Here is a 14,644-nt window from a genome sequence, read left to right as displayed (position 1 = left end):
ACGGGTCCGGCGCTCGTCAGGGCGCGTGACGCAGCAGGCGGTCCGCGAGGGCGACGTCCTCAGGGAAGGTGACCTTCAGGTTGCGCGACGTCGACGGCACCGCCGCGATGCGTACGCCCTCGGCCATCGCCTCCACGCAGCTCGCCGTGTCCGTGCCCTCGAAGCCCTCCCGGGCTGCGCGGTCGTAGGCGGCCAGCAGCACGTCGGCCCGGAAGGCCTGGGGTGTCTGCACGGCCACCAGGCCCGAGGGTCCGGCCTGGCCGTCGGCCGTCACCACGCCGGCCAACGGCACGCCCGGGAGCGCGCCTCCGCGCTCCGCAGCGGCGGCCAGCACCGCGGAGAAGAGCGCGACCGACCCCAGGGGACGCGCGCCGTCATGGATCGCCACGACCTCCACCTCTCCGGCCGCCACCCACGGCACCAGCACCTGCAGCGCGGCCCACTCCGAGGCGTGACGCGTCGCGCCACCGGTCACCAGCGCGACCTCCGGCGCGGCGTCGTCGGCCGGAAGGTGGGGCACCAGGGCCTCGGTGACCTGCGCCTCCTCGCCGGGGCGAGCGACGACGACCACGCGGCGTACGCCCGGCGTGGCCAGGGCCGTGCGCACCGAGTGCGCGAGCACGGGGGCGTCGAGCAGCGGCAGCAGCACCTTGTTGACCGGAGTGCCGTCGCGGTGGGCGCCGACGCGGGAACCTGATCCGGCGGCCAGGACGACGACCGCGCTCGCCGGGGACGGGGAGGTGCTCATGGGGCACAGGGTATCGGCGAGGTCGACGGGCAGTTTTCACGCCTGAAACACGACGAAACCTCCCCGTCAACGTGGGCGACCTACGCTCGCGGTCCTCACTGGATGAAGGAGTGCGATGACGTCGTCGGTCGATCCGCTCCGCCTCGGGACCACCCATGGGGGGTGACACCTGGCAGGCGGTCTGCGCGCTGGAGGAGATCGAGGTCGAGCGCGGTGTGGCGGCGCTGGTCCACGCGCAGGCCGTCGCCATCTTCCGCACGGCCCGCGACGAGGTGCACGCGCTCGCCAACCAGGACCCCGGCCGCCGGGGTGCCGTGCTCGCGCGGGGCATCGTGGGCCGGCGCGGCAGCGTCGACTTCGTGGCGCTGCCGTTGCACCGCCACGCCTTCGACCTCGCGACCGGGGTCTGCCTGCAAGACCCCACGGTGCGGGTCGCGGTCTACGACACCCGGGTCGTCGACGGCGTCGTGGAGGTCGGGGCCCGGCGTGAGCGGGCGCCGGTGCCGACGGTGGTCAGGCGCCCGCGTCGGGGTGCGCCGGTCCGACGACCAGAGCTGTCGCGATGGCCGCCACTCCCTCGCCGCGGCCGGTGAGGCCCAGGCCGTCGGTGGTGGTGGCGCTCAGCGACACCGGGGCGCCGGCGGCCTCGGTCAGGGCGGCGGCGGCCTCGTCGCGTCGCGCCCCCAGCCGTGGCCGGTTGCCGACCACCTGCACGGCGACGTTGCCGATCTCGTATCCGGCGGCCCGCACACGACGCGCGGTCTCGGCCAGGAGCGTACGCCCGGACGCGCCCGCCCACTCGGGCGCCGACGTGCCGAAGTGGCTGCCGAGGTCGCCCAGGCCGGCGGCGGAGAAGAGTGCGTCGCAGGCCGCGTGGGCGGCGACGTCGGCGTCGGAGTGGCCCTCCAGGCCGAGGGCCTCGTCGGGCCAGTGGAGCCCGGCCAGGTGCATGGGCCGACCCTCGACGAGGCGGTGCACGTCGGTGCCGATGCCGACGCGGGGGAGCAGCGCGGGAGGCTGTGCGGATGCCTGAGCGGGGTGCGGGGCCGGGTCGTGGGTCACCCCCCGATCATGCCTGAGGGAGAATCCTCTCCATGACCTCGACGCGAGCATGGGCGGCCGCCGGAGCCGTCACCGGCGGCACGGCGATCGCCGTGAGCCAGCTGGCCGCGTCGGTGCTGTCGGTGCGCGAGTCCCCGCTCGTCGCGGTGGCCGAGGTCGCCACCCGGGCCACCCCGGGCATCGTCGCCACCGAGGCCGTGGAGCTGCTCGCGGGCCTGGCCAAGCCCCTGCTCGTGGTGGGTGTGGTGCTCGCGGTCGGTGCACTCTTCGCCGTGGCCGGCGCGCTGTGGCCGCAGCGGCGCGCGCTCTCGGTGGGCCTGGTCGCCACGGTGGCCGCCGTCGGGCTGGGGGCGGTGGTGCTGCGCAACGGCACCGGGGCGACCGAGACCCTGCCGATCGGGTTGGGCGCGGCGACCTGGCTGCTCGCCATGACCGCCTTCACCGTGGTGGCGCGGCGCCAGGGCGACGCGACCCCTGCGATCCCTGCGCCGTCCGCGACCCCCGCGCCCGGGCGACGGGGCTTCCTGGCCACGCTGGGCGTGGTCGGTCTGGTGGGCGTCTGCTCCGGCGTGACGGCCCGGTGGGTCGAGGGCGGCAAGTCGGCGGTCCAGGACATGCGGCGCCTGCTGCGGATCCCCGGCGTGACGCAGCGCTCGGCGCCTCGCCGCGCGCGCATCGACGTGCCGGGCGTGACGCCCTGGCAGACCCCCAACGACGACTTCTACCGGGTGCACACCGCGATCGCGGTGCCGGCGATCGACCCGGCCACCTGGAAGCTGCGCATCCACGGCATGGTCGAGCGGGAGGTCGTGCTGACCTACGACGAGGTGATCTCCCGGGGGCTGGTCGAGGCGTGGGTGACGCTCGGTTGTGTCTCCAACGAGGTCGGCGGTCCGCTGCTGGGCAACGCCTGGTGGAGCGGGGTGCCGACTCGCGACCTGCTGGCCCTGGCCGGTCCGGCGGCAGGCGCCGACGCCGTGCTGCAGACCTCCGAGGACGGCTGGACCTGCTCGACCCCGCTCGACGCCCTCACCGACGAGCGCGGCGGCATGCTGGCGGTCGCGATGAACGGTGAGCCCCTCCCGCTCGAGCACGGATTCCCGGCCCGGACGGTGGTCCCGGGTCTTTACGGCTACACCTCGGCGTGCAAGTGGGTCGTCGACTGGGAGGTCACCCGGTTCGCCGACGTCGAGGCCTACTGGACGCAGCGTGACTGGGCCGAGCGGGCGCCCATGCGCCTCTCCTCGCGCATCGACGTGCCCCTGGCTGGCGAGGAGCTGCTGGTCGGACCGGTGACGGTGGCCGGGGTGGCCTGGCTTCCCGGCACCGGCGTCGCCGACGTGCAGGTCTCCCTCGACGGGGGTGCCTGGACGTCGGGACGCCTGGCCGCGCCCGTCACCCGCAACACCTGGGTGCAGTGGGCCGCCGACCTCGAGGTGGGGCCGGGGCCGCACACGGTGCGCGTACGCGCGGTGAGCGACGACGGCGAGGTGCAGACCGGCGTCCGGCGCGACCCGCTGCCCGACGGCGCCACGGGGTGGCACGAGGTCGAGTTCACCGCGGTGGAGGAGGCCCCGCTCTGAGGCGGCGGCGTCAGTCCTCGAGCACGTAGGTGAGCCCGCCGGACTTCGTCAGCCAGGCCTTCTCGAACTGGGCGCGGTCGTAGGTGCGTCGCACGCTGGCGTTGTCGGGGGCGGCCGGGTCGTTGACCACCACGTCGCCGGACTCGGTGAAGCCGACGAGCACCATGAGGTGGCCGGCGGTGGCGGAGATCGGGGCGCCGCGCAGCTCGCCACGGTCGAAGGCCACCGACACGATCAGCGGGGTGCCCGCCCGGACGTACTTCTCGGCGGCCCGCAGCTGCGGCAGCCGGGTGACGCGCGCGTGCGGCACGCGCAGCCCTGCGTACGCCGTGTTGAACGCCCAGTTGCCCGTGCCGCGGTAGCCGTGGTCGTAGGTCATCGACGCGGTCCAGTCGACGATGGCGTCGGCGTGCCCCGGCTTGAACCGGTGACCCTTGCGCGGGTTGGCGCCGTAGTGCTCCAGCACCATCGCCGTGGAGGTGGGGGAGCACCAGGCCTCGCCGCCGTTGCCCCACTCGGGGTGGTGGCCGCGGTGCACCATCTGCGAGTAGCGCGGCACGTCGATGACGGTGCCGGCGGCCTTGCCCGGCTTCGAGGTCCGGCTGCGGGCGACCACGTGGCTGGCCATCGCGCCGACCCGCTCGAGTCGCGGCTTCGCCGTCTTCCCCTCGGGACGCAGCAGCACGACCCGGACCTGCCACCCGGTGGCCCCGGTGGCGGCGTTGGTGCGCACGGTGTCGACGGCGACGCGAGCGAGGTCGTCGGTCTGCGCGTCGAGGCTGGTGCGGGCGAAGTGCTTGGTGACGCGGGCCCATCGGGCGACGGTGTCCCAGGTGCCGCGGACGGTGCGGCCGTCGGCCCCCTTCGTGCGCAGCCGGACCCTGACCTCGACGAGGCTGCGACCGGGGGTGCGGGCCTGCCAGGAGGGGATGAGCTCGGTGAAGGCAAACGACTCGTCGACCCACGGTGAGGTCCAGGTGGCGGCGTCGTAGCGCTGCCCGGCGATGCGGCGCACGCGCCTCGGGTCCGTGAGGCGCACGGTGTCACCGACGACGCTCGCCCCGTTGCGGCGGCCGAGCCCGAAGTCGTCGCCGACCTCGAAGGAGGTGTCGGCCACCTTCGTGGCCTTCGGCAGGCTGACGTCCGTCCGTGCTGCGGCCGGCGCCGCGGCGCCACCGGCGACCACTCCGGCGCCAGCCACCGTCAGGGTCACCGCGGTCGCAGTGAGCCGTGCGGTGAGCCCCGAGGTGAGTCCTGGGGTGAGCACGGAGAACGGTCGGGAGATCAGCTGCAGCAGACGCACCCCGAGACCATAAGTCACACCAGTCCCACCCGTCACGGAAATGTCGGCTCGCGATGCGTACGCCCGGCCCCTTCGCCCCTAGACTCGCGGGCGTGAGCCTGCGCATCTACGACACCGCGACCCGAGAGGTCCGTGACTTCGTCCCCCTCGTCGAGGGCAAGGTCGGTCTCTACGTCTGTGGCCTCACGGTCCAGAGCGAGCCGCACGTGGGCCACGTGCGCTCGGGCGTCAACTTCGACGTGCTGCAGCGCTGGCTGCGCGTGCTCGGCAACGACGTCACCTTCATCCGCAACACCACCGACATCGCGGACAAGATCCTCGCCAAGGCCGCCGAGCAGGGCCGCCCCTGGTACAACCTCGCCTACGCCATGCACCGCGAGCTGACGCAGGCGTACGCCTCGCTCAACGTCGCACCGCCGACCTACGAGCCCGCGGCGACCGGTCACGTGCCCGAGATGGTCGAGCTGATCGAGACGCTCATCGCGCGCGGCCACGCCTACGCGGCCGAGGACGGCTCCGGCGACGTCTACTTCGACGTCCGCTCCTTCGGCGACTACGGCGCGCTGACCCGGCAGAAGGTCGACGACATGGAGGCGGCCGCCGACGCCGACCCGCGCGGCAAGCGCGACCCGCGCGACTTCGCGCTGTGGAAGGGGTGGAAGGAGGCCTCCGAGCCGCGCACCGCCTCGTGGCCCTCGCCGTGGGGCCGCGGACGCCCCGGCTGGCACATCGAGTGCTCCGCCATGGCCGGCAAGTATCTCGGCGACGCCTTCGACATCCACGGCGGCGGCATGGACCTGCGCTTCCCGCACCACGAGAACGAGCAGGCCCAGTCCCGCGCCGCGGGCCAGGGCTTCGCGCAGTACTGGATGCACAACGCCTGGATCACCACCGCCGGCGAGAAGATGAGCAAGTCGCTCGGCAACTCGCTCACCATCCCGGCCGTGCTGCAGAAGTACCGCGGCATCGAGCTGCGCTACTACCTCGTGCAGGCCCACTACCGCAGCCACGTCGAGTTCTCCTTCGAGGCGCTCGACGAGGCCGTGCAGGCGTTCGGTCGCATCGAGTCGTTCCTCGAGCGGGCCGGTGCGGCCGGAGCCACCCCGACCACGGCCGGCAGCGTCGCCGTTGCCGACCTGCCGGCGGGCTTCGTGGACGCCATGAACGACGACATCGGCACCCCGGCCGCCGTCGCGCTGCTGCACGACACCGTGCGGGCGGGCAACAAGGCGCTCGCCGAGGGCGACGCCGCGGGAGTGCAGGACGCGGTGCAAGCCGTGACGTCGATGCTCGACGTGCTGGGCCTGCACCCCGGGGACGAGGCCTGGGCCACCGGCGCCTCCGACGACACCGCCCGCCTCACCGAGGCGGTCGACGCCCTGGTCGCCGGTCTGCTCGAGCAGCGCCAGCAGGCCCGAGCCACCAAGGACTTCGCCGCTGCCGACGCGATCCGCGACCGGATCAAGGCAGCCGGCATCGAGATCGAGGACACTCCCTCGGGGCCGCGCTGGTCCCTGGGCCAGTCCTCACCCAACTGAGACGAGGACCGCATGGCAGGCAACTCCCAGCGCAAGGGCGCCATCCGCAAGCAGAAGAAGGGTGCCACCACCGGCACCGGCGGCCACGTGCGCCGCAGCCTGGAGGGCAAGGGGCCGACCCCCAAGGCCTCCGAGCGGCCCTACCACAAGCAGTACAAGATCAAGCAGGCCGCCGAGAAGGCCGCCGCGAAGGGCGGATCCAAGCCGCGCCGGGCCACCAAGAGCACCGACGCCGAGTGGGCCGCGGGCCGCAACTCCGTGCTCGAGGTGCTGCGCGCCGGCATCCCGGTGACGAACGTCTACGTCGCCGAGGGGGCCGAGCGCGACGGCCGGCTCCGCGAGGCCTTCAAGCTCGCCGCCGAGCAGGGCCTCACCATGCTCGAGGTCACCCGCGGCGAGATGGACCGGATGACCGGCGGCGCCGTGCACCAGGGCCTGGCCGCGCGCCTGCCCGCCTACGAGTACGCCCACGCCGACGACCTGCTCGAGCGCGCGGCCGACCTCGAGGAGGTGCCGCTCGTGGTGGCCCTCGACTCGGTGACCGACCCCCGCAACCTGGGCGCGGTCGTCCGGTCGGCGGCCGGCTTCGGCGCCCACGGCGTGCTCATCCCCGAGCGCCGGGCCGCGGGCATGACCGCCTCGGCGTGGAAGACCTCGGCCGGGGCGGCTGCACGGATCCCGATCGCGCAGACGGTCAACCTGGTCCGCCAGCTCAAGGCCTACCAGGCCGCGGGCTGCATGGTCGTCGGGCTCGACGCCGAGGGTGACGTCACCCTGCCCGAGCTCTGCGCGCCCGAGGGGCTGGCCGACGGCCCGTTGGTCGTGGTGGTGGGCTCGGAGGGCAAGGGCCTCTCGCGCCTGGTCGCCGAGACCTGCGACCAGATCGTCTCCATCCCGATGGTCAACGAGCTCGAGTCGCTCAACGCCGGCGTGGCCGCCTCGGTCACGTTGTACGCGGTCTCGCAGGCGCGCGGCTGACCCACGCTCCGCGAGCCACGCAGCCGTCACCGCCGCCTGCGTAGGGTCGTCTCGTGCTGGTGCGTGTGACGAGACCCCGCCTGCTGCGGTGGGCTGCGCTGCTGGCCGTCTGGTGGATCCTCGGCGCGTGCGTGGCGGTGCTGCTCTTCCTCAACGGCAGTCGCAGCGTCGCTGTCGCTGGCCACGACGCGCAGGTCTCGCCCACGCTGGGGCGCCACGTGGTGCTGGAGACCGGTCCGGTGCTGCCGGACGTACGCCTGGAGTCACCGGTGTGGCTGGGTGTGCAGATCGAGCTCGGCAAGACCGACGCGGAGTCGACCGAGGAGCTCTTCTCCCGCTACGCACTGATCGCCTCCAACGTCGAGCCGCAGGTGGCCCAGGTGGGGCGCGCGCTGCAGGAGCTGGCCTGGTCCTCGGCGTTGCGGGGTGCCGCCGCGGGGTCGTTGCCGGTCATCGTCTACCTGCTGCTGGGGCCCGGTCGGCGCCGGGAGGTGTGGGAAGAGCTGCGTGGCCTGCGCCCTCGTCCGGTGCTGGCGGTGGCGCTGGTCGTGGCCTCGGGCGTGGCCCTGTGGCAGCCCTGGTGGCGCGACGAGGGCGCGGTTGCCGCCGAGCGCGAGTGGATCGCGCTGGAGGAGTTCCTGGGCGGCCAGGTGCCCGTGCCCGAGCAGGCGCGCGGTGTGGAGCTGAGCGCCGGGTCGACCACCAGCGGCACCCAACGTCTGGTCGCCAGTGCGGTGGACACCTACGGCAAGTCCCAGGTCTTCTACGACACCGCCGTGCAGGATGCCGCTGAGCTCGCGGTGCGCGAGCCCGACGAGGACGAGACCGTGGTGCTGCTCGTCACCGACCGGCACGACAACGTGGGCATGGACCGGGTCGCCCGGGCGGTGGCGGACCGGGCCGGCGCGACGGCCGTCTTCGGGGGAGGGGACGACACCTCCACGGGCAGGCCGTGGGAGGCCTTCTCGTTGGACTCCATGCAGGAGACCTTCGGTGACCTGGACCGCTGGTTCGTGACCGGCAACCACGACCACGGCTCCTTCGTCGGCGACCACCTGGCCGACGCCGGGTGGACCCGTCTGGCGGGCGAGGTGGTGGAGGGCCCCGCCGGTGGGCGACTGCTCGGGGTGCCGGACCCCCGCAGCTCCGGTCTGGGCAACTGGCGCGACGAGACCGACCTGAGCTTCGACGAGGTCGCCGAGCAGGTGGCCGACACCGCCTGCGCGGCCCACGACGAAGGCGAGCGGGTGCACACGATCCTGGTCCACGACGCCAACCTGGCCAAGGTGGCGCTCGAGCGCGGATGCGCCGACCTGGCGGTGGGCGGGCACACCCACGTGCCCGACGGTCCCACGCTGGTGGAGGGGGAGAACGGCGAGCTGGGCTACACCTGGACCAACGGGACCACCGGCGGTGCGGCGTACGCGATCGCGGTGGGCTCGAAGCCACGACGCGACGCCTCGATGACCCTGCTGACCTATGCGGAGGGTGGACGCCCGGTGGGCCTCCAGCTGGTCACCCTGCGCACCAACGGTCGTTTCGAGGTCGCCGACTTCGAGGAGCTGCGCTACCCCCAGGGGGTGTGAGGGCGGGCGCGTGCCCGGCCGTTCGCCGCGTCGACGTGGTGCACTTCACGCGCCGATCGGACGCCGAGGATTGGCATACCATACCCAAGTTTGGGGATAGTAGGGGGGTACGCCTCTATGGCCGCCCCCAGAGCAGCGGCCAGGTTCTCGGGAGGAACCCATGCGTCGTCTTCTTGTCCTCTTCGTCGCGCTCGCGCTGGTCGCGTTCAGCGCCGGTGCCGCGTCGGCCATGCGCAAGGGAAGTCGCGGCGACGACGTGATGCGCGGCAACGCCAAGGCCAACACCATGCACTCCTTCGCCGGCGACGACCGGGTCTCGGGACTGCGCGGCAACGACACGATCTTCGCCGGCCCCGGCACCGACCAGGTGTGGGGCGGACCGGGCCGCGACAACATCCTGCTCGGCCCCGACGACGACCGCGGCAAGGGTGACCGCGGCAACGACCGGCTGGTCGGTCAGGGCGGCCACGACCGCCTCTGGGGTGGTGCGGGGCGTGACGTGATCCAGGCCGGCCCCGACAACGACTGGCTGCACGGCGGCCCCGGTGACGACAACATCAAGATCGCCACCGGTCTGGGCCTCCAGGGCGGTGAGGGCGACGACGAGATCTATGGCGGACCGGGCAACGACACCGCCATGGGCGGCCCCGGCATCGACGAGATCTTCGGCGGCGAGGACCACGACCTGCTCTACGGCAACGACGGCGACGACCTGCTGCACGGTGACGACGGCAACGACGAGATGTTCGGCAACCCCGGTGCGGACGAGATGCACGGTGACGACGGCAGCGACATCGTCTTCGGCGGCGACGGCAACGACGTCCTCTTCGGCGGTGCCGGTGACGACGTGCGTACCCGCGCCGGCAAGCCCAACGAGCCCGGCGGTGTCTACGGTGGTGCGGGTGACGACCTCGCCTTCGGCGGCGAGGGCCACGACCACGTCTCCGGTGGCGCCGGCAACGACAAGGTCTACGGCGGCGCGGGCAACGACCACATGGACGGCGACATGGGCGACGACCTGCTGATCGACGGTGCCGGCCACGACAACGACGTGAGCGGCGACGAGGGCAACGACGTCTTCTACATGGGGCCCGGCCGCGACCAGGTCTACGGTGAGGAGGGCAACGACGTCATCTACGTGCTGCCCGACGGCGACCACGACCGCATCCACTGCAACATGGGCTACGACCGGGTCTACTTCGTGGGCTACCAGGACCCCGAGGACGCGATCCAGAACTACTCCGGCTACGACGACTGTGAGGTCGTCGAGGTGATCGGCTGGGACGAGGTGCCCGCCGACTGGCCCTACGGCCCGGACGCGGTCGACGCCGAGGCGGAGGCCCGCGCCGAGGCGCGCTCGCCCTACGCCGTGAGGCGTTGATCAGTACAGCGCCTTCAGGCGCTCAGCAGTCCCGCAGCGCGGGCCGGCGCTGCGTACTCGACGGCCAGCGTCTCCACCGTGTGGTGGGCGTTGAGGCCCGACGGGTTGGGCACCACCCACAGCTCGGCACCGGCCAACCTCTCCGGCTGGAGCCCCGTCACCGCCTTCGGCAGGCCGAACGCCTGTCGGTAGGCGGTGATCCCGGCCACCGCGACCACCCGCGGGGCGGCCCGTTCGACCGTCGCTCGCAGCTGCTCCGCCCCGACGCGCAGCTCCTCGCGGGTCAGCTCGTCGGCCCGGGCGGTGGCCCGGCGCACCAGGTTGGTGATGCCGATGCCGCGACCACGGACGTACGCCCGGTCCTCGTCGCTCATCCCGGCCGCCGGGTCGATCGCGCGCTCGAGGATCCCGGCGCGCAGCAGCGCCGGGTAGAACCGGTTGACGGGGTGGGCGAAGTGGGTCTGCGTCGCCGCGGTCCACAGGCCGGGGTTGATGCCGACGAAGAGCAGGCGGACGTCGTCGCCGATCAGGTCCGGCACCTCCGCGTCGCGGAAGGACTCGAGCTCGGCGCGGGAGAAGCGGGCCATGGCCAGTGAGGGTAGCCAGTCCAAGCCGGCTGGTCCTCGGCGGGAACCGGTCGGGCGCGGCTATCGTCTCATCACCATGGACACTCACCTCGCCTCCCGCCGCCTCGCCACCCTCGCCGGTCTCGCGCTCTGTGGCGCGCTGGTGAGCGCCTGTGGCTCCGACGAGCCCGCCGACGAGCCCTCTGCCGAGCCCACACCCAGCGTGACCGCCGAGCCGTCGGGCGGCACCGTGCCCGCCCCCCGCAGCGGAGAGGTCGACTTCACCGAGTTGGCGGCCTTCTCCCAGGCGCGACTGCGCATGGAGCCGGGCACCGCCACTCCGCTCACCTCCGAGGAGGCCGTGCGTGACTGGCTGCCGGCCAACGCGCCGGCCCGCCTGGTGCGCAAGGTCGACGCCGCCGCCGCACAGGTCGGCGACGGGACGACGGCCTACGGGCTGGTCCTGGCCGTGGGCTGCGACGCGCCGAAGGACTACACGGTCGAGCTGATCGACGGAGGTCTCAACGTCGTCGTCGAGAAGAGCATGGCCACCGCCACCCAGTGCCTGGTGCCGACCACGTGGCTGGCGGTCGTCGCCGTCGACGCGGCTCCCTGAGGTCGTTTCGGCGTGGGCGTCTGGAACACCTTCGTCGAGGGCGACAACCTCGCGGTGATGCAGGGTCTGGCGCCCGGCAGCATCGACCTGGTCGTGACCGACCCGCCCTACAACACCGGCTCGCTCTTCTCCTACGTCGACGACTTCCGCGGCGCCGACGGGGGACGCGCCGGCCGGCACGCGGCCTGGGTGGACTTCATGCGGCCGCGGCTGGAGGCGATGCGGGCGGTGCTCGCCCCCACCGGTGCGCTCGCCATCAGCATCGACGACAACGAGCAGGCGCGGCTCCGACTGCTGCTCGACGAGGTCTTCGGGGAGCACAACTTCCTGGCGCAGGTGGTGGTCAACCTCAACCCCAAGGGACGGCAGCTGGGAGGAGGATTCGCGACCGACCACGAGTACCTCCTCGTCTACGCCCGTGAGGCGAGGTCGTGCCTGCTCGACGCCCGGACCTCCGACACCGTCGACCCCGCAGACTTCGGGCTGCGCACCGACGACGGTCGGGCCTACCGGCGCCTGCCGCTGCGCAACACCAACAAGAAGTTCAACCCCGTGACCTCCCCGAGCCTGCACTTCCCGGTGTGGGGCGACCCTGAATCCGGGCGCGTCGCCACGACCCCCTTCGAGGGCGCCGTGGAGGTCCTGCCGGTCTTCGGTGACGGCCGGCCCGCCGTCTGGCGCTGGTCGCGTCCGCGCATCGACGAACGCCCCGACGACCTCGAGTGCCGGGAGATCAAGGGCCGGCAGGGAGCACGCGTCGACGTCTTCCAGCGTGACTGGCTCGAGTCGCCCGGCGGGCGGCGCAAGAAGTTGCGCACCATCTGGCACTCCGAGGAGGTCGGCTCCACGGACACGGCGGTCGCCGAGCTCAAGCAGCTGGTCGGCCACGTCTTCGAGTCGCCCAAGCCGACCGGTCTGGTGCGCCGGGTGCTGCGCACGATGCCGGCCGACGCCCGGGTGCTGGACCCCTTCGCCGGCAGCGGTACAACCGGCCACGCGGTCGCGCTGCTCAACGCCGCCGACGGGGGCAGCCGCACCTGCCTCTCGGTCAACGTCGCCGAGCCGGTGCGCCCGGGGTCGAACGCCGACCTCGCCGGTCTGCGTACGGTCGCCGACATCACCCGCGCGCGGTTGCGCGCCGTCGCCGAGCACGTCGGTGGCGGCCTGGAGGAGCGCTGAGCACGACGGGGCCGACGGCCCCCTAGGATCGCGGCCATGGACACCCTCGCCGAGATCACCGAGGTGGCCCGCCTGCGGGCCGAGCGCGACCACCTGACGGCGCGGCACGCCGCCGCCAGCCAAGAGGTCGAGCTCCTCGAGGAACGCGTCCAGCAGGCGTCGCAGCACCTCGCCGCCGAACGCCGCGACGTCGAGAAGCTCGAGTCGATGTCGCTGACCCGGGTCCTCTCGGCCGTGCGTGGCCGTCGACTCGACGACCTCGACCGCGAGCAGGCCGAGGCGCGCGCCGCGGAGTACGCGTACGCCACCGAGCACGCCCGGTGGCAGGCCGCGCTGCGCGAGCAGGCGGAGCTGGTGCGCCGGCTCAACGGGCTGGGGCTGCTCGACGAGCGGTGGGCGGCGGCGCTGTCGGCGCGGGAGGCCGAGCTGGCGCCCGACAGCGTGGAGGGAGCCCGGTTGGCCGAGGTGGCGGAGGCGACGGGACGCCTGGAGGCCGACCGGCAGGAGGTCGTCGAGGCCCTGACCGCCTGCCGACACGCCGGACAGGTGCTCGCCGCCGCGGCCAAGCACCTGGGCCAGGCCGGCAACTGGGCCACCTACGACACCTTCTTCGGCGGCGGGCTGATGGCCGACATGGTCAAGCACCAGAAACTCGACCGGGCCGCCGAGCTGCTCCGCGACGCCGACGCCGCGCTGCACCACCTCGCGACCGAGCTCGCCGACGTCGGCATCGGCCCGGTCGGCGGGGTGGGGGTCACCGAGCTGACCAAGGTCTTCGACGTGTGGTTCGACAACATCTTCAGCGACTGGTCGGTGGCCACCCGGATCGACGGGGCGAGCCGGCGCGTCAACCACACCCTGCAGACCCTGGCCCACCTCGACGCCGAGCTGTGCGCGCGCCTGTCGGCGATCGACGAGCGGCGCACCCGACTGGCCCAGGAGCGCGAGGAGCTTCTGCAGGCGTAGCGCTGCCGCGCTGCGCGCGACGTCATCGGAGGAGTTCAGGCACCAGGTGACCAGAAACCTCCGATGACGCCAGATGTACGGGCCTCACGGACATTGGTCGCAGCGGAGCAGCTCTCCGGTCCACCCGCGAAGCCGGAGCAGCTCGGCGAGGTGGACGGCGGTGCGGCACGGTGTGTGGAACACCTGTCCCCACCCGATCCGCACGGTGTGGAAGCCGGCCAGCGCGGCAGTGACGTCGCGCTCGAGGTCGACGTAGCGTTCCCGCGCGAGCGAGTGGTACGCCCGACTGTCGAGCTCGACGACGACGCGCCCGCCCTCGTACTTCACGTCGCGGCGTTCGGCCTGCCCCACGAGCCGGCTCTGACGCTGCCCCACCGGAAGCCCGTGGGCCCGTTCGACCCGCACGAGGTAGCCGTGCTCGAGCGCCGAGTCGGTGCCCAGCTCCAGGTCGCGCAGCAGCTGTCGCAGGTGAGCCCGGTGGCGCAGCTTCGGACGCACCTCCAACGCGTCTCGCAGACGTCCCGGGGTGACCAGACGGGACTGGACCGCGTCGGTCACCGCCGCGATCCGGTCGAGCTCGCCACGCGCGGCACCCGCTGTGTCCAGGACCGCGAGCTCGATCTTCATCCGGGGTGGGGAGGCCTGCAGGCGGGCGACGCTGGCGAGCCGGCTGACTCGGTGGACGACGACGCCGTCCGGAGGGTCCACCCGGCGGAGCTCGTCGACTGCCACGTGAAGGGGGCCGGGTGGGGAGTCGGACCGGGAGCGTTCAGCGGCGAGGGCCGACGGGCCCCACAGTGCGGCGGGATGGAGGAACAGGACAGCAGCCCACGCCCGCTGCCGCCACGACAGCGGACCCGTGTGCGCCACGAAGACGCCACGGTGCACGGCGGTGAGGTCACGGCGGCGCAGCATCCGGCGTACGTCGTGGTCACCCAGCCCCAGGGCCAGCAGCTGTCGCCGGGCCACCAGACCTTCCTGACGCCGCGTCAGCTCCTCCCAGTCCACCCCGACATCGTCCCGCGATCCGAGCCTCGCCGTGGATGGCCTGTGGAGAGTCACCCCTACGCGACGTCATCGGAGGACTTCAGTCACCAGGTGACCAGAAACCTCCGATGACGCGAGGTGCACGGGCCCT

14 protein-coding genes are annotated in these 14,644 nt (G+C 73.1%); 9 read left to right on the top strand and 5 right to left on the bottom strand.

Translation table 11 applies throughout. The features are described 5' to 3' along the window. Positions 1-16: 16 nt before the first annotated feature. Positions 17-748: an IspD/TarI family cytidylyltransferase gene (locus tag IEQ44_RS08540; protein WP_193638040.1), complete on the bottom strand. Its 732-nt coding sequence runs from the start codon at positions 746-748 to the stop codon at positions 17-19. Positions 749-903: 155 nt separating this feature from the next. Between IEQ44_RS08540 and nirD the strand changes: the two genes are divergently transcribed. Continuing rightward, entirely contained in the window at positions 904-1,341 is a 438-nt protein-coding gene (nirD, locus tag IEQ44_RS08535; RefSeq protein ID WP_193638039.1) for a nitrite reductase small subunit NirD, read from the top strand. Here the strand turns inward: nirD and ispF are convergent. Continuing rightward, entirely contained in the window at positions 1,262-1,699 is a 438-nt protein-coding gene (gene ispF, locus IEQ44_RS08530) for a 2-C-methyl-D-erythritol 2,4-cyclodiphosphate synthase (protein WP_264674458.1), read from the bottom strand. The two genes, nirD and ispF, sit on opposite strands and share 80 nt — an antisense overlap. A 143-nt stretch (positions 1,700-1,842) precedes the next feature. Here ispF and IEQ44_RS08525 point away from each other — a divergent pair, with 143 nt between their 5' ends. Further along, positions 1,843-3,393, top strand: coding sequence for a molybdopterin-dependent oxidoreductase (locus IEQ44_RS08525; RefSeq protein ID WP_193638037.1), 1,551 nt, complete (start codon positions 1,843-1,845; stop codon positions 3,391-3,393). 10 nt (positions 3,394-3,403) lie between these two features. Here IEQ44_RS08525 and IEQ44_RS08520 read toward each other — a convergent pair whose 3' ends face one another. After that, positions 3,404-4,696: a C39 family peptidase gene (locus IEQ44_RS08520; RefSeq protein WP_193638036.1), complete on the bottom strand. Its 1,293-nt coding sequence runs from the start codon at positions 4,694-4,696 to the stop codon at positions 3,404-3,406. A gap of 92 nt (positions 4,697-4,788) precedes the next feature. Between IEQ44_RS08520 and cysS the strand changes: the two genes are divergently transcribed. The 4 genes from cysS (at position 4,789) to IEQ44_RS08500 (ending at position 10,179) form a co-directional block, all read left to right on the top strand. Next, complete coding sequence (gene cysS / locus IEQ44_RS08515) at positions 4,789-6,234, top strand: cysteine--tRNA ligase (RefSeq protein WP_193638035.1); 1,446 nt, start codon at positions 4,789-4,791, stop codon at positions 6,232-6,234. Between the two features lie 12 nt (positions 6,235-6,246). Then, on the top strand, positions 6,247-7,212 hold the full coding sequence (rlmB, locus tag IEQ44_RS08510; RefSeq protein WP_193638034.1) for a 23S rRNA (guanosine(2251)-2'-O)-methyltransferase RlmB: 966 nt from the start codon (positions 6,247-6,249) through the stop codon (positions 7,210-7,212). 53 nt (positions 7,213-7,265) lie between these two features. Beyond that, complete coding sequence (locus IEQ44_RS08505; RefSeq protein WP_319804578.1) at positions 7,266-8,798, top strand: metallophosphoesterase; 1,533 nt, start codon at positions 7,266-7,268, stop codon at positions 8,796-8,798. A gap of 160 nt (positions 8,799-8,958) precedes the next feature. Next, a complete protein-coding gene (locus IEQ44_RS08500; RefSeq protein WP_193638033.1) occupies positions 8,959-10,179 on the top strand; it encodes a calcium-binding protein in 1,221 nt (406 codons plus the stop codon). A 14-nt stretch (positions 10,180-10,193) separates the two neighbouring features. Here IEQ44_RS08500 and IEQ44_RS08495 read toward each other — a convergent pair whose 3' ends face one another. After that, the gene (locus tag IEQ44_RS08495; protein WP_193638032.1) at positions 10,194-10,766 is read right to left on the bottom strand and encodes a mismatch-specific DNA-glycosylase; all 573 of its coding nucleotides are present in this window, start codon (positions 10,764-10,766) and stop codon (positions 10,194-10,196) included. Here IEQ44_RS08495 and IEQ44_RS08490 point away from each other — a divergent pair. From IEQ44_RS08490 to IEQ44_RS08480, 3 genes are read left to right on the top strand one after another with little or no spacing between them, the layout of a single operon-like run. Then, entirely contained in the window at positions 10,765-11,361 is a 597-nt protein-coding gene (locus tag IEQ44_RS08490) for a hypothetical protein (RefSeq protein ID WP_193638031.1), read from the top strand. The two genes, IEQ44_RS08495 and IEQ44_RS08490, sit on opposite strands and share 2 nt — an antisense overlap. Positions 11,362-11,373: 12 nt before the next feature. Further along, positions 11,374-12,540 (top strand): site-specific DNA-methyltransferase, encoded by a 1,167-nt coding sequence (locus IEQ44_RS08485; RefSeq protein ID WP_193638030.1) that lies wholly within the window; start codon positions 11,374-11,376, stop codon positions 12,538-12,540. A gap of 36 nt (positions 12,541-12,576) precedes the next feature. After that, positions 12,577-13,506, top strand: a complete 930-nt coding sequence (locus IEQ44_RS08480; RefSeq protein WP_193638029.1) for a hypothetical protein — start codon at positions 12,577-12,579, stop codon at positions 13,504-13,506. A gap of 84 nt (positions 13,507-13,590) precedes the next feature. Here the strand turns inward: IEQ44_RS08480 and IEQ44_RS08475 are convergent, their stop codons facing one another. Beyond that, positions 13,591-14,514: a hypothetical protein gene (locus tag IEQ44_RS08475; protein ID WP_193638028.1), complete on the bottom strand. Its 924-nt coding sequence runs from the start codon at positions 14,512-14,514 to the stop codon at positions 13,591-13,593. Positions 14,515-14,644: the final 130 nt, after the last annotated feature.

This window comes from Nocardioides malaquae (assembly GCF_015070385.1).
Taxonomy (GTDB): domain Bacteria; phylum Actinomycetota; class Actinomycetes; order Propionibacteriales; family Nocardioidaceae; genus Nocardioides; species Nocardioides malaquae.
Note: the sequence above shows the minus strand (reverse complement) of the source record. Positions and strands in the feature narration are given on the sequence as shown.

Bases quoted from the DNA above. Each gene is read 5' to 3' on its own strand.
- IEQ44_RS08525 (WP_193638037.1), top strand. From the start codon at position 1,843: ATGACCTCGACGCGAGCATGGGCGGCCGCCGGAGCCGTCACCGGCGGC.
- nirD (WP_193638039.1), top strand. From the start codon at position 904: ATGGGGGGTGACACCTGGCAGGCGGTCTGCGCGCTGGAGGAGATCGAG.
- IEQ44_RS08495 (WP_193638032.1), bottom strand. From the start codon at position 10,766: ATGGCCCGCTTCTCCCGCGCCGAGCTCGAGTCCTTCCGCGACGCGGAG.
- IEQ44_RS08540 (WP_193638040.1), bottom strand. From the start codon at position 748: ATGAGCACCTCCCCGTCCCCGGCGAGCGCGGTCGTCGTCCTGGCCGCC.
- IEQ44_RS08490 (WP_193638031.1), top strand. From the start codon at position 10,765: ATGGCCAGTGAGGGTAGCCAGTCCAAGCCGGCTGGTCCTCGGCGGGAA.
- IEQ44_RS08500 (WP_193638033.1), top strand. From the start codon at position 8,959: ATGCGTCGTCTTCTTGTCCTCTTCGTCGCGCTCGCGCTGGTCGCGTTC.
- ispF (WP_264674458.1), bottom strand. From the start codon at position 1,699: ATGCACCTGGCCGGGCTCCACTGGCCCGACGAGGCCCTCGGCCTGGAG.
- IEQ44_RS08480 (WP_193638029.1), top strand. From the start codon at position 12,577: ATGGACACCCTCGCCGAGATCACCGAGGTGGCCCGCCTGCGGGCCGAG.
- rlmB (WP_193638034.1), top strand. From the start codon at position 6,247: ATGGCAGGCAACTCCCAGCGCAAGGGCGCCATCCGCAAGCAGAAGAAG.